The 22,907-nt window shown below is 66.3% G+C and carries 21 protein-coding genes and 2 pseudogenes; 5 read left to right on the top strand and 18 right to left on the bottom strand.

The annotated features are described in order from the left end of the window. A pseudogene (locus tag CDN38_RS29310) lies at positions 1 to 843 on the top strand (hypothetical protein); the annotation flags it as partial. A 350-nt stretch (positions 844 to 1,193) separates the two neighbouring features. On the opposite strand, the gene CDN38_RS06710 reads toward CDN38_RS29310, so the two are convergent. The 13 genes and pseudogenes from CDN38_RS06710 to CDN38_RS06645 form a co-directional block, all read right to left on the bottom strand. Beyond that, positions 1,194 to 1,532: a DUF6285 domain-containing protein gene (locus tag CDN38_RS06710; protein ID WP_075511168.1), complete on the bottom strand. Its 339-nt coding sequence runs from the start codon at positions 1,530 to 1,532 to the stop codon at positions 1,194 to 1,196. Then, positions 1,529 to 2,494, bottom strand: coding sequence for a phosphotransferase family protein (locus tag CDN38_RS06705; protein WP_099318867.1), 966 nt, complete (start codon positions 2,492 to 2,494; stop codon positions 1,529 to 1,531). Before CDN38_RS06705 ends, CDN38_RS06710 begins: the two co-directional genes overlap by 4 nt. Continuing rightward, entirely contained in the window at positions 2,491 to 3,729 is a 1,239-nt protein-coding gene (locus CDN38_RS06700) for an acyl-CoA dehydrogenase family protein (RefSeq protein ID WP_075511170.1), read from the bottom strand. The genes CDN38_RS06705 and CDN38_RS06700 overlap by 4 nt, the downstream gene beginning before the upstream one ends. Positions 3,730 to 3,740: 11 nt before the next feature. Further along, positions 3,741 to 4,361 (bottom strand): TetR/AcrR family transcriptional regulator, encoded by a 621-nt coding sequence (locus CDN38_RS06695; protein ID WP_075511171.1) that lies wholly within the window; start codon positions 4,359 to 4,361, stop codon positions 3,741 to 3,743. Further along, positions 4,361 to 5,257 (bottom strand): hydroxymethylglutaryl-CoA lyase, encoded by an 897-nt coding sequence (locus CDN38_RS06690; RefSeq protein ID WP_099318866.1) that lies wholly within the window; start codon positions 5,255 to 5,257, stop codon positions 4,361 to 4,363. Before CDN38_RS06690 ends, CDN38_RS06695 begins: the two co-directional genes overlap by 1 nt. After that, complete coding sequence (locus CDN38_RS06685; protein WP_075511173.1) at positions 5,254 to 6,495, bottom strand: CaiB/BaiF CoA transferase family protein; 1,242 nt, start codon at positions 6,493 to 6,495, stop codon at positions 5,254 to 5,256. Before CDN38_RS06685 ends, CDN38_RS06690 begins: the two co-directional genes overlap by 4 nt. Next, the gene (locus CDN38_RS06680; RefSeq protein WP_075511174.1) at positions 6,492 to 7,670 is read right to left on the bottom strand and encodes an alpha/beta hydrolase; all 1,179 of its coding nucleotides are present in this window, start codon (positions 7,668 to 7,670) and stop codon (positions 6,492 to 6,494) included. The genes CDN38_RS06685 and CDN38_RS06680 overlap by 4 nt, the downstream gene beginning before the upstream one ends. 2 nt (positions 7,671 to 7,672) lie before the next feature. Beyond that, on the bottom strand, positions 7,673 to 8,596 hold the full coding sequence (locus CDN38_RS06675) for a homogentisate 1,2-dioxygenase (RefSeq protein ID WP_099318865.1): 924 nt from the start codon (positions 8,594 to 8,596) through the stop codon (positions 7,673 to 7,675). Positions 8,597 to 9,402: 806 nt separating this feature from the next. After that, a complete protein-coding gene (locus CDN38_RS06665; RefSeq protein WP_075511177.1) occupies positions 9,403 to 10,374 on the bottom strand; it encodes an NADPH:quinone oxidoreductase family protein in 972 nt (323 codons plus the stop codon). Between the two features lie 49 nt (positions 10,375 to 10,423). Next, positions 10,424 to 11,422, bottom strand: a complete 999-nt coding sequence (locus tag CDN38_RS06660; protein WP_075511178.1) for an acrylyl-CoA reductase family protein — start codon at positions 11,420 to 11,422, stop codon at positions 10,424 to 10,426. Positions 11,423 to 11,492: 70 nt separating this feature from the next. Beyond that, on the bottom strand, positions 11,493 to 12,506 hold the full coding sequence (locus tag CDN38_RS06655) for a VOC family protein (RefSeq protein WP_075511179.1): 1,014 nt from the start codon (positions 12,504 to 12,506) through the stop codon (positions 11,493 to 11,495). Beyond that, positions 12,503 to 12,865 (bottom strand): annotated as a pseudogene (locus tag CDN38_RS06650) (alpha/beta fold hydrolase); the annotation flags it as partial. The gene CDN38_RS06655 and the pseudogene CDN38_RS06650, both read right to left, overlap by 4 nt. An 8-nt stretch (positions 12,866 to 12,873) precedes the next feature. Then, a complete protein-coding gene (locus tag CDN38_RS06645; RefSeq protein WP_075511180.1) occupies positions 12,874 to 14,472 on the bottom strand; it encodes a bifunctional 3-(3-hydroxy-phenyl)propionate/3-hydroxycinnamic acid hydroxylase in 1,599 nt (532 codons plus the stop codon). A gap of 102 nt (positions 14,473 to 14,574) precedes the next feature. On the opposite strand from CDN38_RS06645, the gene CDN38_RS06640 reads away from it, so the two are divergent. The 3 genes from CDN38_RS06640 to CDN38_RS32145 are packed head-to-tail and all read left to right on the top strand — an operon-like array spanning position 14,575 to position 16,002. Beyond that, positions 14,575 to 15,216: a TetR/AcrR family transcriptional regulator gene (locus tag CDN38_RS06640; protein ID WP_075511181.1), complete on the top strand. Its 642-nt coding sequence runs from the start codon at positions 14,575 to 14,577 to the stop codon at positions 15,214 to 15,216. Beyond that, positions 15,213 to 15,827, top strand: a complete 615-nt coding sequence (locus tag CDN38_RS06635) for a 2-keto-4-pentenoate hydratase (protein WP_306316085.1) — start codon at positions 15,213 to 15,215, stop codon at positions 15,825 to 15,827. The genes CDN38_RS06640 and CDN38_RS06635 overlap by 4 nt, the downstream gene beginning before the upstream one ends. Beyond that, positions 15,817 to 16,002 carry a hypothetical protein gene (locus CDN38_RS32145; RefSeq protein ID WP_306316084.1) on the top strand — a complete coding sequence of 62 codons (186 nt, stop codon included), beginning with the start codon at positions 15,817 to 15,819 and terminating at the stop codon, positions 16,000 to 16,002. The genes CDN38_RS06635 and CDN38_RS32145 overlap by 11 nt, the downstream gene beginning before the upstream one ends. Before the next feature lie 645 nt (positions 16,003 to 16,647). On the opposite strand, the gene CDN38_RS06630 is transcribed toward CDN38_RS32145, so the two are convergent. From CDN38_RS06630 to hisN, 4 genes are all read right to left on the bottom strand, one after another. Further along, on the bottom strand, positions 16,648 to 17,856 hold the full coding sequence (locus CDN38_RS06630) for an acyl-CoA dehydrogenase family protein (protein WP_075511182.1): 1,209 nt from the start codon (positions 17,854 to 17,856) through the stop codon (positions 16,648 to 16,650). A gap of 32 nt (positions 17,857 to 17,888) precedes the next feature. Beyond that, entirely contained in the window at positions 17,889 to 19,310 is a 1,422-nt protein-coding gene (locus CDN38_RS06625) for an acyl-CoA dehydrogenase family protein (RefSeq protein ID WP_075511183.1), read from the bottom strand. An 81-nt stretch (positions 19,311 to 19,391) separates the two neighbouring features. Further along, entirely contained in the window at positions 19,392 to 20,498 is a 1,107-nt protein-coding gene (amrS, locus tag CDN38_RS06620; RefSeq protein ID WP_075511184.1) for an AmmeMemoRadiSam system radical SAM enzyme, read from the bottom strand. Positions 20,499 to 20,517: 19 nt separating this feature from the next. Then, positions 20,518 to 21,300, bottom strand: a complete 783-nt coding sequence (gene hisN, locus CDN38_RS06615; RefSeq protein WP_075511185.1) for a histidinol-phosphatase — start codon at positions 21,298 to 21,300, stop codon at positions 20,518 to 20,520. A 23-nt stretch (positions 21,301 to 21,323) separates the two neighbouring features. Here hisN and CDN38_RS06610 point away from each other — a divergent pair, with 23 nt between their 5' ends. Beyond that, positions 21,324 to 21,656, top strand: a complete 333-nt coding sequence (locus CDN38_RS06610) for a hypothetical protein (RefSeq protein WP_075511186.1) — start codon at positions 21,324 to 21,326, stop codon at positions 21,654 to 21,656. A 5-nt stretch (positions 21,657 to 21,661) separates the two neighbouring features. On the opposite strand, the gene CDN38_RS06605 is transcribed toward CDN38_RS06610, so the two are convergent. Next, positions 21,662 to 22,801: a PPE family protein gene (locus CDN38_RS06605; RefSeq protein WP_075511187.1), complete on the bottom strand. Its 1,140-nt coding sequence runs from the start codon at positions 22,799 to 22,801 to the stop codon at positions 21,662 to 21,664. Positions 22,802 to 22,907: the final 106 nt, after the last annotated feature.

Genomic DNA, 22,907 nt, shown 5'->3' with positions numbered 1-22,907 from the left:
GCGACGGCGGCCACGGTGGTCGGTGATGGCAATAGTGGGGTGGCGGCTACTGCCGAGGGCAGGATCAATGTGGCCACGGCGGCCACGGCGGTCGGTGATGGCAATAGTGGGGTGACGGCGGCTGCCGATGGCAGCGTCAATGTGGTGACGGCGGCCACCGCGGTTTTTGATGGCAATCAGGCGATTTCGGCCAGCGCTGACGGTGATACCAATGTCGCGACGGCGGCCACGGTGGTGGGCAACGCCAACAATGGGGTGGCGGCCAGTGCGGATGGCAGCGTCAACGTCGCGTCGGCGGCCACTGATACCAATGTCGCGACGGCGGCCACGGTGGTGGGCAACGCCAACAATGGGGTGGCGGCCAGTGCGGATGGCAGCGTCAACGTCGCGTCGGCGGCCACCGTGGTGGGCGCCAACAATGCTGGGGTTACGGCCAGCGCCATCGGCGACAACGACTTCGTCACCGCTGCTACCGTCGTGGGCCCGGGCAACAACGGGGTCGCGGCCGATGCCGTAGGCGGCAACTTCGCCAACGCCGCTGTGGTCGTCGGCGGCAACAACAGCGACGTCCACGCGCAAAGAGGTCACTTCAACGCGGCGGTCGTCGTAGGCAATGACAGCACAGCCTTCGCGGGCGGTGAAACAGGCGACGAAGGCAATCGCGACTTCGCGATCGTCGTCGCCAACAACGCCCAGGCTCGAGCATTCAACGGCAACAACGACATCGCAATCGCCAGGGCAGACGGCGCATCGGCGATCGCAGGTCCCGGCGACAACATCGTGGACATCCAGCCGCCGTTATTTGCGTTGTTACTGGGGGCCTTGCGGGGTTTATTCTCCTAACCATCTCCACCGCCGCACCCCGGGTAGCGGTGCACGCCGGTCACGCCCACCGACCTGGGCGCAGTGAGGCGATCGAAACACACGCAGATGAGCATCGAGCGCCGATCCGGGCAGTTCATCCAGTCCACGGGGTGGCGCGACATCGACGGCCCGTTGGGCAGGATGTAATCCCGTCGGCTGTCGAGGCGACCGCGGGCCGGTCATGTCAGTGGCGTGCAATGGATCTGTCGCTGAGTTGTCGCGCAAAGGTGGGCAAACCGGGTACCGGCTCGGTCAGAGACCAATGAGAAAGATGTGATTGCCGTGAACCAGCGCTCCGGTGACAGCCAAATCAGCACCGTCAAAACCGCCTATTCACTGTCGTATCCGGGATGAGAGACTGCCAACCGATGCCGTACCAGGGTGCGCAGACAGGCGATGACCTGGTCGTCACGGCCGTCCAGCTCACCGGCCCGAATCGAAGCGGCGAGGTCGGCCTCGTCGGCGAAACCGAGGCCGGCCAGCGCCGCCCGGGCGTCAACGTCGCTGGGACTCAGCAATTCTCGCTCGACGATGCGCAGCGCGTTGACCGCCACCCGGGCATGGAAGTTGACCTGTCCGCTGGTTGCCGACCGCACGTCGCCTTCGAGGAACTCGGCGACGGCGGCCACGAGTTCAGCCGCGGTCGGACGGCCATAGAGCCCGGTCATCGTCCACCTTCCTCGAGCAGCTCGAGCAGATCCCATTCGTTCTCGCAGACCCGGCGCCCAATGGTCGCCAACTCGACCGACCGGGACTGACCACTCAAGTGCCGCTCCGCCTGGTACCGACAGATGACACCCCAACGCAGCGTGGCCAGTACCAACCACCAACGAAATGCCACCGGATCGACGGCAGCCCCGCCGGCCTCCTGGTATGCGCGCAAAAAGTCGTCGATGCCGCCCAATCCGCCGGCGCCTAGGTTGGCCGGATCCCCGAACCGCCAGGCCCGCACACAAAACCAGGCCAGGTCTTCATACACCTCCCCGACATGCACCAGCTCCCAATCCAGAACGGCCGCAAGGTCGGACCCGTCGACCATGAGGTTGCCCATCCGGAAGTCGCCGTGCACCAGAACCGCAGCCGAGACCGGTGGCCGGTGCGCCGCAAGCCAGCGGAAGGCCCATTCGAAGGTGGCGGTGGTGTCGCCCATCGCATCGAGCCGTTCCCGCCACTGCACCAATGCGTCCTCGCGGGCCAGCCCGGGGTCGTTCGAGTCGGCCCGGTGAATCGCGGCCAGCGCCTCTGCGCACTGGCGCAACAACCGCTGCCGCCCGGCCGCGTCGAGTTGGCGCTGGATGCGCCGGACGATCGTTTCTCCTTTGACCTCTTCGCAAATCAGGAACGGATTGCCCAGTGCCGCAGGCGAATCGTCGGCGAGCAGAATATACGGCACCGGCGCGCCCGCCGCTGCCGCGGCGGCCTGGACGCGGGCTTCGAGTTCCATACCGGCGTGCACGTTGTCGGGCGGGCCGATGCGCAGAATCAGCGGTCGACGCTCGGCGCCCACGACGGCGTCGAACGCCCACGTGGTCCTGCTGGCGCCGCCGGTGAGCACCCGCAGGTTTTCGATCGCCACCTCGGCGCCCAGCAACGGGCCCAGCAGCGCGCCCAAGTCCTCCAACAGAGTCACTTCTTGCCGAACTTGAACAGCCGCTGCGCAACCCGGCGAATCTGAATCTCCTCAGCGCCCTCGGTGATCCGATAGCGGCGGTGGTGGCGGTAGATGTGCTCGAACGGTTCGTGACGGCTATATCCCACTCCGCCGAACACTTGCATGGCACGATCGGCTGCCTCACACACCAACCGGTTGGCGCGGTAGTTGGCCATCGAGACCTTGTCGGAAACTTCCATGTGGTGATTGCGATCCAGATGCCAGGCGGCGTAATACACCAGCAGCCGCACCATCTGGGCCTCGGTCTGCAGCTCGACCAACGGCCATTGAACGGCCTGGTTCACCGACAGCGGCTTACCGAATACCCTACGTTCGTTGGCGTAGTCGACGGCCCGGTCAATGCAGTACTGGGCGGCGCCCAGACTGCTGGCCGCCTGACGAATCCGGTTCTCGTGCAAAAAAGTCTGGCCCACCTCGAGGCCGCGGTCGACCTCGCCGAGCACCGCGTCATCGGGCAGCCGGACGCCATCCAACACCACCTCACCGTGGTCGGTCGGCATGTTGAGGGTCCACCAATAGTACGGCACCGAGAAGCCGGGCGCGTCGGTCGGCACCAGGAACGCGGTGATGCCGAGAGCCTGACCGGGCTCACCCGAGGTACGGGCGAACACCAGGTCGTGGGTAGCGCGGTGTACGCCGGTGTTGAATCGTTTGGCGCCGTTGATCACCCAGCCGTCGCCGGCACGCTCGGCACGGGTCTCGAGCCAGGTGGCGTCCGACCCGTGATGGGGTTCGGTCAAGCCGAACGCCATCGACCGCTCGCCGGTGATGAGTGCCTCGGTCCACTCCTTCTTCTGCGCTTCGGTGCCGAACCGGTCCATCATGATGACTTGCGGAAAATTGCCGACGATGGAGGACTCGTTCTGCAAGTCGTTGTGCAGCCCAAGCCCCTTGTGCGCCAGGTGTTCGCGGATGACTGCCATATCGACGTTGGTCCCGTCGCGGCCACCGAACCGCGACGGCAGGCCGTAGCGTAGCCAGCCCGCCCGGTCGGCGCGCCTGCGCATCTCGGCGAGCAGGTCCTCCCATTCTCGCCGGGGGATGCCGTCGTTGTCCCAATCGGTGCGGGCATGCTCACGGCGATGGTCGAAGTACTGGATGTGATCGCGTTCCAGCGGTTTGATCTGGGATTCGATGAACTCGTCCATCTCGGCGAGCAGACCGGGAAGATGTTCTGGCAGACGAAAGTCCACGATTAGTCTCCTTAAGCGCCATACAGCGTTTTCTTCCATATCGTTGACAAGGTCTTGATCGCATCCTCGTCGCTGATGTCCAGACGCAGATTCTCCGGGCCCGAGCGGCCCACGAACACGGTGGTGAAGTTCTCGAACAACAGGGCGATCGCGGCCGCGGTGTGCTCCGGATGGAGCTCGGTGCCGTAGCCCTGCTCTTGAGCGCGGCGGACCGAGGCGGCCACGATGTCCATACCGAAACGCCGGAATTCGTTCTGCACGGCGGCGAAACGCCGCTGGGTGGCCGCCAGTTGGGCAACAGCGATCATGATGCCGATGTTCTGTTTGAAGATGTTCCAGTAACCGGTGACCACCGAGGTGAAGAACGTGTCGTCCTCGGGGGTATCCGGCAGCTGCACGCTCAGCCCGGACGGCGCGACGACGTCGTGTAGAAACGATTCCGCGAGGGCGGCCAGCAAATCCTCTTTGTCGGAGAAGTACCGGTAGAACACCGCGGGCGACTTGCCGGCGGCCGCAGTGATATCGGCCAGGGTCACCCCGTGAAATCCGCGCTCGGCAAACAGCTTTCGCGCGGCCTGCTCGATGGCCTGCCGAGTCTGGCGGCCCTTGGGGGTGAGCGTGCCGGCGGGCATCAGTTCCGGATCCGGTCGCCGGCGCGTAGCAGCGCGCCCGGCAATTCATGGCCGACAACCGATTTCGCAACCTCAGCCGCCGCGATGGCGGCCGGCAAGTCGACGTCGACCTCGAAGCCGCTGTCGACCAGCAGATACACCAGATCCTCGGTGGCGATATTGCCGGTGGCGCCAGGCGCAAACGGACAGCCACCCAGTCCGCCGACCGAGGCATCCAGCCGGGTAACACCCGAGCACACCGCCGCATAGGCACTGGCCAGGCCCGCGCCCCGGGTGTTGTGGAAGTGACCACCCAGCGGAATGGCGCCGATCACCGGGCGCAGTTGTGCGATCAGCGAACTCACCCGACCCGGCGTAGCGGTGCCGATGGTGTCGGCGATCGAGAAGCGGTCCACACCCAGATCGCGGGCGACGGCGGCGATGTCGAGCACCCGGCGCGGCGGCGTGGGCCCGTCGAACGGGCAATCCCATGCGGTGGCGACGATGACCTCGACGGTCACCTCGCTGCTCCGGGCGATGGCGAGGATCTCGCCTATTTGGCCGGTCGCCTCGGCGCTGCTGCGACCGACGTTGGCCGTGCTGAACGAGTCGCTGGCCGCCACCACGTACTCGATGGCGCGCAGGCCGGCAGCGATCGCCCGCTTGGCGCCGTTGGGACTGGCCGCCAGTGCGGAGAACTCGATGTCGGGGTAGTTGGGTAATTCGGCCGCGAGTTCGGCGGCATCGGCCATCGACGGAACCTTGGACGGCGACACGAACGCCGTTGCCTCCACCTCCCGCACTCCGGTGGCGGCCACTGCGGCCAGCAACTCCAGCTTGGCCGACAACGGGATTGGCTTCTCGATCTGCAGCCCGTCGCGCAGCGACACCTCACGAATGATTACCCGGGAATTCATAACACTCCTTCGGCGCGCAACTCGTCGAGGTCCTGAGCGCTCTTGCCCAGCAGCCCGACATAGACCTCGTCGTTGTGCTGACCCGGGCGGGCGGGCCCGGCGGCGCGCACGCTGCCCGGTGATTCGGAGAGCACCGGCACGATCCCCGGCCCCAGAACGGGACGCCCGATTCGATCGTCATAGTGCTCGACCAGCATGCCGCGTGCCCGCAGCTGCGGATCGTCGACCACCTCCGCGACGGTATTGATCGGTCCGGCGATCACTCCTGCGGCAGACAGTGTTTCGATGATCTCGCCGGGCCGCCGCTCGGCGGCCCAGGAGCCGATGATCGCGTCGAGCTCGTCCTGGTTGTGCCCGCGCGCCGCGTGGGTGGCGAACCGGTCATCGGTGACCAGCTCCGGACGCTCCATTGCTGTGCAAAGGCGGGCGAACACGGTGTCCTGGTTCGCGGCGATCACCACCCAGGAGCCGTCGGCGCTGCGGTAGATGTTCGACGGCGCAATGCCTTCCAGCCTGGTTCCGGACGGCCCGCGCACCACCCCGCCGACGTCGTAGTCCGGAATGGTGGATTCCTGTACCGCCAAACAGGATTCGGTGAGAGCGACGTCGACCACCTGGCCCTTGCCGGTGACGCCGCGGCGGTACAGCGCGGCCAGCGCGCCCTGGGCGCCGAACATGCCGGCCAGGGTGTCGCCCAGTGAGAGCGCGAGCCGGGGCGGCGGTCCGCCGGGGAAGCCGTTGAGATGGCGCAGCCCGCTGGCCGCCTCGGCCACCGAGGCGTAACCCGCTTTGTGTGCGTCGGGCCCGGTTTGTCCGTAGCCCGACACCCGGACCAGGATGATGCCGGGGTTGCGGGCGCTGAGCACGTCGTATCCCAGGTTCCACTTCTCCAGCGTGTCCGGGCGGAAGTTCTCCACGACGATGTCGGATTTCTCGACCAGCTGGAGAAAGAGCTCGCGGCCACGCGGGCGGCGCAGGTCGAGGGTGATGGCGCGCTTGTTGCGGGCGTGCACGGTCCAGAAGACGCGGTGCCCGTTGAGTTCGGCCTGCCCCCAGGTGCGTAACGGATCCGGGGCGCCCGGCGGCTCCACCTTGATGACGTCGGCGCCCATGTCGCCGAGCAGCCGGCCGGCGAAGGGACCGGCGATCAAGGTGCCGAGCTCGAGTACCCGGATGCCGTCCAGCGGTCCGGTTGGGGTCGACTCGCCGTGTGCCGCACTCCCGGCCGGCTCGGTCATGCGGTGCTCGCGAAGTCGTGGCCGATCAGCCAGTCGGTCACGATCTCGACGGCCTGCGCCAGCTTGTCACGTTGCTCTCCCGCGTAATAGTGTGTAGCGCCAGGGATTTCGTACATCTCCTTGTCGGGGTACCCGATCGCTTCGAAGAGCCGCCGGGTATGGCTGGGCGTGCAGGCATCGTCTGCCAGGTTACCGATCACCAGCGCGGGAACGGTGAGATCACGCGCGCATGCCACGCCATCGCCGCGGGCATCGTCGTAACTCCACTGCGACAGGCAGCTGCGTAACGAGCAGAACCGGGCCAACCCGACCGGGCTCATGTTCACCACCTGCGGATCACCCAGATAGCAGGTGCCCGGCGTTCGTTCGTTGGGATCGACGGTCGGATCCAGCCACCTCGGGTCGGCCATGGTGCCGTGCACGACGAAGCACAACTCATCGTCGGGACGGCCCCGGGTCGCCAGTGCGGCCAGCCTGTCCTTGACCCACGCCGTGATACGGCGGTTGCGATCGATCTGAGCCTGCCGGTATCGCGCCAGGAATTCCTGGTTGTAGGGCGGCTGGTTGGGGTTATCCGGGTGGTACAGGTCCAGTTCGGGATCGCGCTTGGTGGGGTCGGTTTCGTCCAGGATCGACGCGTCGAGCCATTCGGTGAGCGTGCCGTGGCGGCTGATGTGCGCGGCCAGCAGCATGATTCCGTCGGCGACGGGAAGCCCGAGCCGGGTCAGGTCAGGCCCGTCGCCGGACGGGCTGGACGTGACGGTCGGGTGCTGAGCCTGCTGCTGGTAGAACATCGACAGCGAACCGCCGCCGCTCCATCCGGCCAGCACTACCTTGGTGTATCCCAGCCGCGTTTTCGCGTCCTTGATGCACTCGCCCAGGTCCTCGACCACCTTCTCCATCAGCAGCGCCGAGTCGGTGCCGCGGAACCGGCTGTTGCAGTAGATGACGTGGTGGCCGGCTCGGGCCAGCGCGTTGATCATCGGCAGATAGGCGCCGCCGCCGATGGGGTGCATGAACACCAGCACGGTGTCCGACGGCTTATCCGTGGGCCGCAGCAGGTAGCTCTCCAGCACGGTGATCTCGGCCAGGCCGCCATAGACGTCGCGAACACCGGGATCGTTGTGGAAGGCAACGAGGTAGGGGATTCTGTCGTATTCGTGACGAGTCGTCATGGTCAGTGCTGTCCCAGGTCGTGGGCCAGCACCTCGTCCGACGGGGTGAGTCGCCGGCGGGTGTCGATGGCGATCACCTGCCAGTCGACCGTCGAACATTCGTCGAACGTGCGGCGCGCCCGTTCCCGTGCCTTGTCGGGTGCGCCGTGGTGAACCCCTTGGGGCGCATGGGAGATCAGCCCCGGTGGCATCGGAATGCCGTACAGCGAACCGCTGTGGAAGAAGGCGATCTCGTCGTAGTCGACATTGCGGTGATACCAGGGTGTGCGCTCGGTGCCGGGGACGCCCTCGGCGGGTTTGGGCAGAAAGTTCATCACGTAGACCCCGGTGGCCTGCATGAAGAGGTGCACTGTCGGCGGCAGGTGGACGCTGTCGGAGGTGATCACGTTGTAGTCGGCGATGTTGAAGGTGAACGGGAAGTTGTCGCCGCGCCAGCCTTCGACGTCGATCGGATTGTGTTGGTAGTACAGGCTTGTCGGGTCGCTGTCCGGTAGCTGGCGCCAGGTGCAGGCCTTGGGGATATAGACCCAGTCACCCTCCCGGTAACGCAACGGTCCGAACTCGGTTTCGGCCATGCCGCTGCCCCGGTGGACGAAGCACAGCAAGTCGCCGTCGACGTGGCGACTGTAGAACGGCATGGGCTGGTGGCGGCGGCTCAGCAGAATCCGGCAGTCGGCGTTGTGGAACATCAGCAGTGGACCGCCGTCGGCATCGGTGGCGTCGCCGGGTTTCAGCTCGCTAGCCAGCACGTCCACCGGCCGCAGTGGGCCGACCGCCCGGTACGCGGTGGGGTCGTGGCGGCGGTAGATGTTGGCGGTCCGGCCGGTGAAGCCGCCGCGGCCCAGCTCGTCGTCCTTGAGCCCGTCGAGATCGGCATGCAGGCGCCGCGGTGTCTTGCCCTTCCGCAGGTGAACAAAGGATTCCATGGCTCGGCTTCCACGAGGCGACTACGAAACTGAAAGTGACATTACTTTCCTGGGAGGTGGAAACAAGAGCCGCCGCGGGTCCAGTGAATCAACCGCATGCATGAACCGGATCACTATCATGCTCATCATGGTGGGACACGTGGCCCAGTTGCCGGCTCGGAGGGCAACTCGGCGAGTGCGCCGGCGTGGGAAAGTCGTGCTCGCCGCCAGCGTTGTCATTTCGGTGCTGGCTGCCGTCGCCGCCTGCGGCAACGGCCCGTCTCCGAAGAATTCGCGATCGAGTGCGTCAATCACCACCGCGACGACTGTCCCAGCCACGACACAAACCACCAGCGCTGCGGACCGTTTGAAAGACATGATCCCCGCTGCGCTTGAGTGCAAAGTCGACTCTGCCGGCACGCAGATCAACCAGCATCGGTTGCCAGGGCGGTGTGCCAAAGCGGGGCTCCAAGCCCCGGTTGTTTACTGGCTCTTTCCCGATGCGGGCACATTGGCCAGCGGTTTCAACAAGCCACCCCGGGCCGATTTGAACGAGAGTCTGGTCGCGTGCCCCGGGAAAGGTCCGTCACCGCAGGACTGGCAAGCGCCACAAATCCGCAGCGAGGCGACAAACTGTCATGCCTGGTCGGCCAGGGGGTAGGTGGACCGAGATCCGGTACCTATCCCCACGTCACATGGACGGTCGACTCGCAGCTGCTGATGGGCTCCGTCGGGGGCGACAAGACGCATACGTTGGACCAGCTGTTCGTGTGGTGGTCGGCGCAGTACAGGTGAGCTCTCGCTTGGGCACCGGGTTCTGGCTTGACTCAGTCGCGGACACGCAACACGACTTTGCCTTTGGCGGTGCGATTTTCCAGCGACGCCACCGCGGCAGCGGCCTGCTCCAGCGGGTAGACCTCCGGCTCGGGGGGAGGCAGCTCGCCAGAACTGAGCAGCCGTTCGAGCGCGGCCCACTGCTCGGCCAGCGCGCCGGGGTGCTTTCCGGCCCAGGCGCCCCAGCCGACACCGACCACGTCAATGTTGTTGAGCAGCAGCCGGTTTACCTTGACGGTGGGTATCTCACCCCCGGTGAAGCCGATGACCAGCAGGCGTCCCGCCGGGGCAAGTGAGCGTAGCGAATCGGTAAACCGGTCGCCGCCTACCGGGTCGACCACCACGTCCACGCCGCGACCTTCCGTCAGCGTCTTGACCGCGTCCTTGAACCCGTCGACCAGCACCACGTCGGTGGCCCCGGCCGCGGTCGCGATCGCGGCTTTCTCCTCGGTGCTGACCACCGCGATGGTGCGCGACGCCCCGAGCACCGGTGCCAGCCGCAGCGCCGACGTGCCGATGCCGCCGGCCGCACCGTGCACCAGTACCGTTTCGCCGCGCTGCAACCGGCCACGGACACTGAGGGCGAAATACACCGTCAGGTCGTTGAACAGCAAGCCGGCTCCCGCCTCGAAGCTCACATTGTCGGGCAGCTTGAACACCCGGTCGGGGGAGAGCACCGCGACCTCGGCCATGCCGCCGGTGAGCATCGTCAGGCCGACGACCCGGTCGCCCGCCCGCACCTGCGCATCCTCGGGTACCGAGCGGACCACCCCGGCGATCTCGGCTCCGAGCACGAACGGTGGCTCTGGACGGTATTGGTAGAGCCCGCGGGTGAGCAACGCGTCGGGAAATGCGACGCCGGCGGCGTATACGTCGACGACCACGCCGTCGCCCACGGGTTGGTCGACCTCTGCCACCTCGACCGAGTCCGGACCGTCTAGCCGAGTCACCCGTGCCGCGCGCATGCCACCTCCCTGTGAAGCCCTGTCAAGCCCCGTCAGTCCCCGGCCCAATCTAGAACCCGCCGGCTACCCGCACCACAGCCCGCCCCGTGAACGCGCCGGCCCGGACCCGGTCGACCACCTCGACGACATCCTTGACGTCGACCTCGGTGGGGATGTCGGCCAGATGTCGTGGCCGTAGCGAATCGCCAAGGCGTGCCCACAGGTTGCGGCGCGGACCGATCGCCATCTGCACGGACTCCATTCCCAGCAGGGCGATGCCGCGCAAGATGAACGGCATCACCGTGGTATGCAGCGCTGGCCCGCCGGTGAGGCCGCTGGCGGCCACCGCCCCGCCGTAGTCGACGGCGCTCAACACATCGGCCAGTGTCGCGCCGCCCACGCAGTCCACCGCGGCCGCCCAGCGCGCGGCGGCCAATGGCCGCGGTTTGACGTCCGGGTCGGCGGGCAGCCGGCCGATAACCTCGCTGGCGCCAAGAGTTTTCAGCAGTTCGGCGGCCTGGGGTTTGCCGGTCGAGGCCACCACTCGATAGCCCGCGGCCGCCAGCAGGTCGACGCTGACCGTGCCGACGCCACCGGAGGCGCCGGTGACGACGACGTACCCGGCGTCTGGTGCGATACCCCAATCGATCAGCGCCTGCACGCTCATCGCCGCGGTGAAGCCGGCGGTGCCGATCGCCGCGCCGTCGTGCGGACTCAACGCGCCCAGCGGTACCACCTGATCGGCTGGCAGCCGGGCATATTCCGCGTAGCCGCCGTGGTGGCCCGTCCCAATCTGATAGCCGTGGGCCAGCACCATGTCACCCACGGCGAACTCGGGCGACTGCGAGTCCACGACTTCGCCGGTCAGATCGATACCCGGTATGACGGGGTACTTGCGCACCACACCGCCGCCCGGCGTCAACGCGAGCGCGTCTTTGAAGTTGACGCTCGAGTACAGCACCCGGATGGTCACCTCACCGGGCGGCAGGTCGGCCGGTGTCAGCGTCTCCACCGCCGTGCTGATCCGATCCTCGTCCTGGCGGGCCACCAGCGCTTGAAACGTGTCCATAGCGTTCGACGCTAACCGCACCGGCTGGATTGGTTTCCACCCGGTCGCGTTTGGCTTGACCAGCCTCGGCTCAGTCGTCGGGAGTACCCGCTCCGCAGAGCTCGGGCACGTCGCTCTCGCGATGCAGCATCGACTGTGCGCCGACCTTGAACCGCTCGAAGATGTCGACGATCGTCTGCCCCTCCGGGGCATGCCCCCAGATGCTGATGCCCTGATAAGTGGTTGGCTCCCAGGTCGATTCGTCGACGACAATCGGATTCCAGCCCAGTTCCCACTCGAACCCCGACGGGGTTACCGCATAAAACGACAACTCCTTGTCGTTGGTGTGCTGGCCAACGGAAAGGGCCATGTCGAACCCCAGCTCCTTCACCCGCTGATAGGCCAGCGTCATGTCGTTGAGCTTGGCGACCTGCACGTTGCAATGTTGAATTCTGGTGCGAATCGGGTTGATCGGCAAGTGTTTTGTCGACGCGATCGCCACCGTGTGGTGGCGTTCGTTGACCCGCAGGAACCGGATTGTGAATTTGACGCCGCTGATCGTCTCGTCGATGCAGTCGCTGAGCCGCGCGTCGAACACCGTGTCGTAGTAACCGCGCATCTGGTGTGGCTTCTTGGTGGTGATGGCCACGTGACCCATGCCGTCCACCCCGGTGACGAAACCGTCGCTGGCCGCCAAGGTCAGCGGTTCGGAGCCGTTGCGGGCGTTGACGTACATCTCCTGGGTCAGGCCGTTGGGCCCGAGGAACCGGACGAAACGCTCGACGCCACGCAAGGCGGCATCGTCGTCGGACCCTACCGTGAGTGGAACGCCGTGGCTTTTGATCCGCGCCTCGATGGTCTCGAACGTGGCGTGGTCGTCGAGCTCCCACCCCAGGGTGGTGGCATCCTCGGCAGGGCCCCGTTGCAACAGGAAGCGGCATTCGTTGTCGTCGAGTCGGAACCGCAGCACCCCGGGCGCGGTCTCGTCGAGGTGCATGCCGATGGCGTCGCGGCCGAAACGTCGCCAGTCGGCGAACTTCTCGGTCTCGATCACGATGTAGCCGAGGTGGACCCGGCCGAAGACCGAAGTGGAGGTGTCAGTCATGAGATTGCCAATTTCGAGTCGGGGGAAAGGAATTCGCTGACCAGCTGGTTGAACAGGTCCGCGCGTTCCCGCTGCATCCAGTGGCCGGTATGGGGTGTCATAACCAGCCCGGCGTTGGGCATCAGGTTGACCAACAGCGTTGCACCGGAGGGACGGTTGACCTTGTCGTCGCGGCCCCACAGCACCAGCGTGGGGTTGGGCAGCTGCTTGAGCCGTTTGTCGCGGGTGAGATCCATCCGCCACAAGGTTCGCAGCGCCGTCGGTCCCGAGGGCCGCCGCAGCGGCGGGTTGGCCACCACCTCGGGGTCGATGGATGCTTGGTAGCGCGAGTCGATGAGGTCGTCGGGTACCGCGGTGCCGGTGACGGTCATGCTGCTGCTCCACTTCTGATCGGCTCGACTTTGGCGGGTGCGCTGCAATGCGTCAGCCCGGCCGGGGGTGGGGGCAGCGGCCGGCCGGGAGCGCTTGCGGCATAGACGAATCCGTCCGGGCGTACCACCACGGCCGCCGCTGACTTGTGCTTCAGGCAGGCGAGCAGATTGCCGCCGCTGTCGCGGATCGCGTCGTCGGCCCTTACCGAGTTCGGCCCGTCGATCCGAAAACCTGGCACCCCGAGTTCGGTCCACGCGCCGGCGCCGGCGGGCAGCGCGCCGGTGTGCAGGATCGCCCACTGGTTCCCGAGAGCGTCGTCAAGGCGGACCGTCGCACCCTTGCTGTCGATGACCCGGGGTTGGGGTATTTGCCAGCCGACGGCCGGTTGCCCGGCCGCCAGGAACCCGTCGGCGTGCCGCGCGTCCGGTATCCAGTAGTACTTCTGCAGCACATCCACCGAACGGGGCAGTCCGCGGGTCAGCCTGCGAAGCAGATGATCGCGGACGAAGGTGACGGGCCGGTGCCGTTCGGTGATGAGCCGGCCCATCATGACCGCGCGTCGAGTCACCTCTTTGACGTGGGGCAGCCGCTCGCTCTGGTAGGAATCCAGCAGCGTGTCGGGAGCCTGCCCGCGCAGCACTGCGGCGATCTTCCAGCACAGGTTGTTCACATCGCGAACCCCGGCCGACATGCCTTGGCCCAGCCATGGCGGCATGGCGTGCGCGGCGTCGCCGGCCAAGAAAATTTGGCCGGCCCGCCACCGGTCGGCGAAGCGGACGTGGTGGCTGTACACCACGGCGCGCAGGATCTCGACATTTTCCGGTGTGATGCCCTGGGCGCCAAGGACCTTCCAGATCTCCTCGTGACCGGACAGCTTCTTCTCGTCCTCGTCCGCGCGGATCGGGAACTCCCAGCGGTGATGCATCAGCGGGGTAGGGCAGTCGACGGTGGGGCGCTTGGGCGTGCAGTGAAACCGCAAGCGGTCATGGGCATCCCAGGTCTTCAGAACCTTGGTGTCGATGACGATCCAGCGCTCCCCGTAGGTGCGCCCCTCATAGCCGATGCCCAGTTGCCCCCGGGTCGGCGACGAGCCGCCGTCGGCGGCGATCACGTAGGACGCGCGCAGCCGTTTGAAGGTGTCGGTGGCCAGGTCGGCCAGCATCAGCTCGACTTCGTCACCTTTGTTGAGGACGCGCAGGCATTCGTGCTCGACGAGCACCTCGACGTCGGGAAAGCGGGCAACACCTTCGCGCAGCACCTGGTCGACGGCGGGTTGATAGATGAACTGCTGCGGTGGATGCCCGGAGCCCTTCGACCCGATGACCCACTCGATGAACGGCACACAGTTGGCGTCGACAAAGGCGATCGGCCGGCCGGGCAGCATGTCCTGCTGCAGCCGGTCGGCCAGCCCCACCGACTGCCACACCCGCATCACCTCCTCGTCGATCGAGATGGCGCGGGCACGCAGGTAGATGTCCGGATCGCGTTCGATCACGACGACTTTGAGTCCAAGCCGGCCCAGGATATTGGCCGCGGTCGCGCCGGTCGGCCCGTAGCCGATGATCGCGACGTCGTAACTCGAAGTGTCCGTCACTGCCCTCTCACATTTCCGTCGGGCCCCGTAGGCCGGGACTTGTTCTATAGTGATCGCTACGGTAGTGTAGTGATCACTACATAGTCAAGAGGCGGGAGTCAGATGGCCAAGAATCCGAAAAGCGAACCCAAGCGCCGTCAGCGGCGGGCCGACGGCGAGCTGTCGCGAAACCGAATCCTGGATGCGGCCACCGAGATTGCCGCCGAGCGTGGTTACGAGGGCACCAGCATCGGCGCGGTGAGCGCCAAGTGCGGGCTTCCGGCCAGCTCGATCTACTGGCATTTCAAGGACAAGGACGATCTGATCGCCGCCGTCATCGAACGCAGCTTCGGCAACTGGCTGAAGGTGTGGCAGTTGCCCGGGGATCTGCTCGCGCGCGACCGTCTGCGCGAGGTCGTGGCCGGAACCGCCAAGGCGGTGCTCAATTCACCGGACTTCCTGCGGCTGGGGCTGATGCTGGCGCTGGAGCGCCGCCCGGTCGAACCGCGGGCGCGGGCGATGTTCATTCAGGTCCGGGACCAGGCCTTCGATGCGCTGAGCCGCAGTCTTCGCGATCTGGCCCCGGGCTTGACCGACGAGCAGGTGCACCAGCTGGCGACCTATGCCATCGCCGGCGCCGACGGCCTGTTCATCGCCAAGGAAATCGGCGGCGACAGTGTGGATCTCACTGCGATGTTCGAGATCCACGGTAAGGCGCTCTACGACACCGCGCTGCGAATGATCGAGGAGAACCAAGGCCGATGACGCTGCTGTCCACAATGATCGGCCAAGCCGCCGCCCTGCTTGCCACTGCAGATGCCAACGCCGCACCGATCGGCCCGTTGACGGTGCGGTATCCCGGTATGGACGTCGCCGATGCCTACGCGATCCAGCAGGTGAACCTGGCGCGCCGGCTCAGCGACGGAAGATCGCTGGCCGGCCACAAGATCGGCCTCACCTCGGAACCGATGCAAACCCTGCTCGGCGTCGACCAGCCGGACTTCGGTTACATCCTCGACGACATGGTGTTGCCAGCCGGGTCGGCCGTGGCGCGCACCCGGTTGTGTGCACCGCGGGTGGAGCCGGAAGTGGTGTTCCTGCTTGGTAAACCGCTGCGCGGTCCTGGGGTCGCCGTCGAGGACGTGCGTGCCGCGACCGACGCGGTCGCGGTCGCGCTCGAGATCGTCGACAGCCGGATCACCGACTGGCGACTGACGCTGTGTGACACCAGTCGCCGACAATGCCAGCTCGGGAGCCGTCGTGATCGGGGACTGGGTCGCTTACACCGGCGACCTCGATCTGTGCACTGCACGAGCATCGCTGTGCCTCAACGGAACCGAAGTCGACTCGGGCCTGGGATCGGCCGTGTTGGGTGACCCGGCGACGGCCGTGGCTTGGCTGGCCAACGCGCTCGCCCCGTTCGGTACCGAGATCCTGGCCGGGCAGTTCGTCATGTCGGTTTCGTTCACCACCGCCGCTTTCGTCCACGCCGGCGATGCCGGCTCGGCCGCCATCAGCGGCCTGGGCGCGGTGTCGCTGATCTTCATCTGAGGAAAACCAGGTCACCACAAGCGAAGTGGCCGGTGGCCGTCGTCGGCTCCGGAAACATCGGCACCGGTGCCCGGGGTGGGTGATGCTGAATCACGGCAGTCACTCACATTGGCCACCTGAGCATCTGGGCTTGCCGGTCCGCATTTTGCCCACCTCACTCGGAAATTCAGGGTGACCACGAATACTGCTGGTCGACCGGCTGTGTTCTCGGCACACCAATACCGCACCTGCGCTCAAATCTCTTGTGATGGAGTGGCATTCGGGGGATTTCTCATGTGCTCACCGAATCGGTAGTCCTGCCGCTATTTCGAGTGTGCGTCCAGGGCGTCGACTGTGCGTCCAGGGCGAAAGAATTGCCCGATTACCGCCCTGGATGCAATGTCGATGCCATAGACGCACACTCGAAAACCCCCACGGCACACTCGACGCCGTCAGCCGCCGACCCAGCCCCACCGGCACGCGATTTCCATCTCCCCACACCGGAGCGCAGCCCGATAACCGCTCGCAGCGACACCGCGGTCACGCACACACGCAACGACGTTGTCGCGCAGAGGTGGGCAAAACGCCCGCCCCAATCCCACGGAGACTGCTGTTACTGGAGTGAAAGTCGTTGCGCTGGACGGCAACGAGGCAGCGGGTCTGCTTCTACTTGAGCTCGGCGGACGACAGACCCAACAGCCGACGGGCGACCACCAGTTGCTGGATCTGCTGGGTCCCCTCGAAAATGTCCAGGATCTTGGAGTCGCGGGCCCACTTCTCCAGCAGGGTTTGTTCGGAATAGCCTGTGGTGCCGGCTAATTCGACGCTCTTCAGCGTCACGTCGCTGGTCATCCGGCCGGCCTTGGCCTTGCTCATCGACGCTTCTTTGGAGTTGGGAATGTTGTTGTCGGCCTGCCATGCCGCGCGCAGCGCCAGCAGGTAGCTGGCCTCCCATTCGGCCTCCATCCGCAGAAACTCGGCGGCGGCAGCGCTCTGGACATAGGCGGGTTTGTCGTAGTCGATCTCGACCCCGGCATCGGTGAGGATCTTGCGAATCTCCTCCAACGCCGCGCGGCCGACCCCGATAGCCATGGCGGCAACGATCGGCCGGGTATTGTCGAAGGTCTCCATCACCCCGGAAAAGCCCTTGCCCTCTTGAATTTCCGGGCTTCCCAGCAGGTTGTCCTTGGGGATGCGCGCGTTGTCAAATCGAATTGCAGCGGTATCCGATCCCTTGATACCCAGCTTGTGTTCGAGACGTTCCACCGTGACACCCGGGTGCTCACGCGGCACGATGAACGACTTGATCGCCGCGCGGCCCTTGGACTTGTCCAGGGTGGCCCACACCACGATGTGGGTGGCGCGCGATCCGGCGGTGACGAAGATCTTTTCGCCGTTGATCACATACTCGTCGCCGTCCAGGGTGGCGGTCGTCGACACCGCGGCCGAGTCCGATCCGAATCCCGGTTCGGTGATGGCCATCGCCGCCCACACCTTGCCCAGCCGCTCGAGTTGCTCTTCGGTGGCGACCGCGGAGATGGCCGCGTTGCCCAGCCCCTGGTAGGGGACTGTCAACATCAGCGCGACGTCACCCCAGCAGGCCTCCAGCGTCTGCAGCAGCGCGGCCATGTTGGCGCCGTTGTGGTTGTCGGTGGTGGATTCGGTGTCACCGAGCGCATCAGCTCCGGCGAAGGCCACCGATTTGGCGTCCGCGACACCCTCGAAGAGGCTCATCATGGTGTCCAGTTCCACCGGGTACGCATGCTCTTTCAGATCATATTTGCGCGACACCGGCCGCATGATTTCGGCGGCACCCTGATGCGTCATGGTCATCACGGCCTGCAGTTTGCGGGGTAATTCCAGATTGATTGCCATCGTTGGACTTTCAGCTCGGATCAGATAACGACTCAGATAACGACGACACCCTCGGCGACGCCGATGGCCCGCAGGTCGCGGTACCAGCGTTCGACCGGGTGCTCTTTGGTGTAACCGTGGCCGCCCAACAGCTGGACGCCGTCGAGGCCGATTTGCATCCCCTTGTCGGCGCCGAGCCGCTTGGCCAGCGCGGCCTCGCGGGCGAAAGGCAGTCCCTGCTCGGCGCGAGATGCGCCACGCCAGGTGATCAGCCGCAGCCCGTCCAACTCGATGGCGATGTTGGCGCACATGAACGCTACGGCCTGGCGGTGGGCGATCGGCTCGCCGAAGGCCTGGCGCTCCTTCACGTAGGGAACGACGTAGTCGAGAACCGCGTGCGAGGTGCCGACCGCCAGCGCGGCCCAGCCGAGCCGGGCCAGCGCGATCGCTTCCGAGTAGTCGGCGTCGGTCGCCTGGTCTTCACCCAGGCGGGCGCTCAGCGGGACGGAGACCCCGGTGAGCTCGAGCTGGCCCAGGGCCGCGGCGCGGATACCCATACTCGGGTCCGGCTTGACGGTCAGACCCTTGGCCCACGACTCGACGATGAACAACGCCGGTTTGCCGTCCAGCTGCGCGGCGACGATGAACAGCTCGGCGGTAGCAGCGGCCGGGACCAACGACTTGACGCCGTCGAGCCGGTAACCGGACGGGGTGCGGGTGGCGGTGGTTTTGAGCCTTGTGGGGTCGAACAGCGGTTGCGGTTCGGCGATGGTCACACACGCCTGCGGAACGTTCTCGCCGGCGAACTCGGCGAGGTAGGTGGCCTGCTGGTCCGCGCTGCCCCAATGGGTCAGCGCTGCCGCCACACCGCCGGGGGCCAGGATCGGCAATGCCAGCCCCATGTCGCCGTACGCCAGTGCCTCGGCCACCAGCACGTTGGTCACGCTGGAGCGGTGCTCGGCGATGCCGTCGAAGTCTTCGGGAATGTTGATTGCGGTGATGCCGAGTTCGGCGGCTTTGGCGATGAGGTCGACCGGGTAGGTCGCGGATTCGTCGGCGTCGTGTGCGGCGGGTCGCAGAATTTCGGCGGCGAACTCGTCCACGGTTTCGACGATCATCTTCTGGTCGTCGTCGGGAGTGAGGTCGAAGTAGTCTTTGCCGCTGGCCTTGAGCCGGGTCGGGCCGCCACGCAGGCCCTGCACCCGCCGGAATTGCCGGCTTGCAGCCCCGGAGGTGGAGAAGATCGTTTTCGCGCCGTAGCGCAGGGTCCGGTTCAGTGGGTCGCGCAGGTGGTACTTGTCCAGGAATTCCTGACCGACGATGGGCGTCAGGATGGCCAGCGCGACGTCGATTCCGGTCCGTTTGTGCGGCTGCATCCCGATTGCGCTTTGGCGGCCTCGGCGGGAAAGGCGCGCCCGGGAACGCCGGGCGGGCGAGCCGGAAGCGGGTTCAGCAGCAGGAAGTGTGTTGGTCATGTCAGCTTGCCTCTGTCGATGGGCGATGCGATAACCGTATCTTACTCCCGAGTAAGATAAATGGGGCTAGTGTTAGTTAATTCACACCGTTGACAGGCTGGTGGGCAGCGGAAGCCGGCGCCGGCCCCAACCTCCCGCGGGGCCGTCGTACACACCGGCCAACTGACGGTCACACGCTCGGCAGCATCCGTCATCGGTCAGCGCGTAACGCCGCATCGCATACCAATCGCGAACCACCACCGCAGTCCCGCACCCCGGGCAGTATGTGGTGCCGCCTTCGGTGTCGTGGACGTTTCCGGTGTAGACGAACCGCAGGCCTTCGTCGATGCCGATCCGACGGGCCCGCGTCAGGGTGGCCGGCGGCGTGGGCGGTGTGTCGGTCATCTTGTAGTCGGGATGGAATGCGGTGAAATGCACCGGCACGTCGACGCCCAGGTTTTCGCGAATCCATGCGCATTCGGCGGCGAGCTCCGCGTCGCTGTCGTTGCGGCCCGGGATCAGCAGGGTGGTGATCTCCAGCCACACCTGCGTCTCATGCCGTAGGTAAACGAGGGTGTCGAGCACGTCGCGCAGGTGGCCGACGCAGACCTTGTGATAAAAGTCCTCGGTGAACGCCTTCAAGTCGACATTGGCGGCGTCGATATGCCGGTAGAACTCCGCGCGTGGGGCCGGACACATGTACCCGGCCGTCACCGCGACCGCCTTGATGCCCCGTTGGTGGCAGGCGTCGGCGACGTCGGCGGCGTATTCCCAGAAGATCGTCGGATCATTGTAAGTGAATGCCACACTGCGACAACCCATTTCGGCGGCAGCACGAGCGATGTCGCCGGGACCGGCGCGGGCGGCAAGGGTGTCGGTCTCCCGCGACTTGGAGATGTCCCAGTTCTGGCAGAACTTGCATGCCAGGTTGCACCCCGCGGTGCCGAACGACAGCACGGCCGAGCCGGGCAAGAAATGGTTGAGCGGCTTCTTCTCGATCGGATCGACGCAAAACCCGCTGGAGCGTCCATAGCTGGCCAGCACAATCCGGTCAGCACTCCGGCCGCGGACAAAGCACAGCCCGCGCTGCCCCTCGTGCAGCTTGCAAGCGCGCGGACATACGTCGCACTGGATCCGGCCGTCGTCGAGGCGGTGCCAGTGTTTCGTTGCGATGGTGAACGGGTCGTCCGGTGGCGAAAGGAGGGTCATGTCGTTCTCGAACGCCAGGCTACTCCGCGCGCAGCCTGGCCAGAACTTCTTTGTGCAGTAGGCCGTTGGTCGCCACCGCGCTGCCACCGTGGGGGCCGGGGGCGCCGTCCAAGCTGGTGAGTAGCCCACCGGCTTCGCGTACCAGGATGTCCAGCGCCGCCAGATCCCACACCGACACCTCCGGTTCGGCGGCGATATCGACGGCCCCCTCGGCCACCAGGCAGTAAGACAGGAAGTCGCCGTAGGCGCGCACCCGCCACACGGCATCGGTCAGCTCGATGAAACGATTTCGCAAGCCGAGCTGCGCCCAGCCCGACAGACTCGAGAACGACAAGTTCGCCGAATCCAATTCCGCCACCGAGGAAACCGACAGTTGGCGCGGCTGCGTGCCGCCAACCGAGGCAAACGCACCCTGCCCGTGCGCGGCCCACCACCGTCGCTGCAACGCGGGCGCGCTCACCACACCGACGGACGGAACGCCGTCGTCGAGCAAGGCGATCAAACTGGCCCACACCGGCACCCCCCGCACGAAGTTCTTGGTGCCGTCGATCGGGTCGACGATCCATTGCCGTCCGCTGAAAGTGGTGGTTCCGCCGAACTCTTCGCCGACGATGCTGTCACCCGGACGTTCCCGGCCGAGTGTGGCACGGATGTCGGCTTCAACCGCCCGGTCGGCGTCGGTCACCGGCGTCAGGTCCGGCTTGGTGTCGACGTGCAGGTCGAGCGCGCCGAACCGGGCGCGGGTCACCGCGTCCGCGCGGTCGGCGAGCGCCAGCGCAAGGAGCAGATCCTGCTGAGTCACGCCAGCAGTCCTACCATGGCGGCGTGGGATGGGAATTGGGTGTGCTGCTCATTTTGGTTGCGGTCCTGGTGGTGTTTCTTGCTCCGCGGTTCTTTCCGCCGGGCCCGCGCGGTGCGTTGGCGAGCGGCACGCTGTTGGTGACCGGCGTCAGTCCTCGGCCGGATGCGACCGGTGAGCAGTTTGTCACCATCTCCGGCGTCCTCAACGGCCCAACCGTCAACGAGCACAGCGTGTATCGGCGGATGGCGGTCGACGTCAGCCAGTGGCCGGCCACCGGGCAGGTACTTCCGGTCGTGTATTCGCCGAAGAATCCGGACAATTGGAACTTCGCGCCGGCCGAGCCGCCACCCGACTAACCGAGTCACCCGGCCGCCGGTGGGTGCGCCATGACCGTGAGCCGCACCCCGTACCGGGGCAGCACGCCGGAGGCACGCGACGGCGCCGGCACGGCCATTCCCGGGACGCCCGGCGCACCCGCGCCGCCTTCCTCGGTGCCCGGAATCGTGGTCAGGCCCGCGGGCGACAATGCCGAGACGGTCCGGGTGGCCGGGGCGGCCCAACTCGCCGGCACGGATAGTTGCCCGATCGAACCGGCCCGGCCCGCACTCGCAAGCACCGCGTTGGTACCCAGCCCCATTCCGGCGCCGGTCGGCTGTGGTGCCGCGACGAGCACGGAGCCGGCCTCGGCCGGCATCGTGTCCGCGACACTGGTCAGCGCCGGCGCCAAGGCGGCTTCATCTCCGATGATGCCGTCGACAACCGACTCGAGGCTCGAGATTGCGCTGAATGTCGCGTACGCCCCGAAGATGCCATCGAGGACGGCGTAGTCGGCAGGAAGGAGATTGGGTAGTTGTATTCCGGACAGCGCCCCCAGTGATTGGGACACCGCGGAGATCAGCTGCGACACCGGGTCGGTGGCGGCCGCGCTGGCATTGGCTTGGGCGACCGCGGCGCTCTGGGCGCTGAGCCCGGCCGGGTTGGTGATCTGCGACGGCGAAGAGAACGGCGCCAGTTGCGCCGCCGCCGTCGAGCTGGTGGCGTAGCCGAACATCGCCGCGGCGTCCTGGGCCCACATCTCGGCGTACTGCGCCTCGGTGGCCGCGATCGCCGCCGTGTTCTGGCCGAAGAAGTTGGTGGCGATCAACGCCATCAGCTGGATGCGGTTCGCCGCGATCGCCGGCGGTGGCATGGTCATCGCGAACGCTTGGTCGAAGGCCGCCGCCGCGGCCCTGGCCTGCATGGCCGTCTGCTTTGTCTGGGCCGCCGTCGTGTGGAGCCAACCCACATACGGGGCGACCTTTGCGGCCATCGACTCCGATGCGGGGCCATACCAATCCAAAGCGGTCACGCCCGAAACCACCGATTCGTAGGTCTGGGCGGTGGTGTCCAGCTCGGCCGCCAGCGTGTCCCAGCTGCCCGCCGCGGCCAGCAGCGAGCCCGGGCCCGGTCCGGTGTACATCCGGCCGGAGTTGATTTCTGGTGGCAATAAGGCGAAATCCATTGTGTCACAGCTCCTTAGATAGTGCATGCGGTAGCCGGTGCCCGCGCTCGGTTCGGTGCTGGCGTCGATTGGTGCCGGTAGGCGGTGTCGTGGAAGTTTGGTTGTC

This window comes from Mycobacterium ostraviense, from assembly GCF_002705925.1.
Classification (GTDB): domain Bacteria; phylum Actinomycetota; class Actinomycetes; order Mycobacteriales; family Mycobacteriaceae; genus Mycobacterium; species Mycobacterium ostraviense.
The sequence above is the reverse complement of the archived record's forward strand: the minus strand, read 5'-3'. Positions and strand labels throughout refer to the sequence as shown.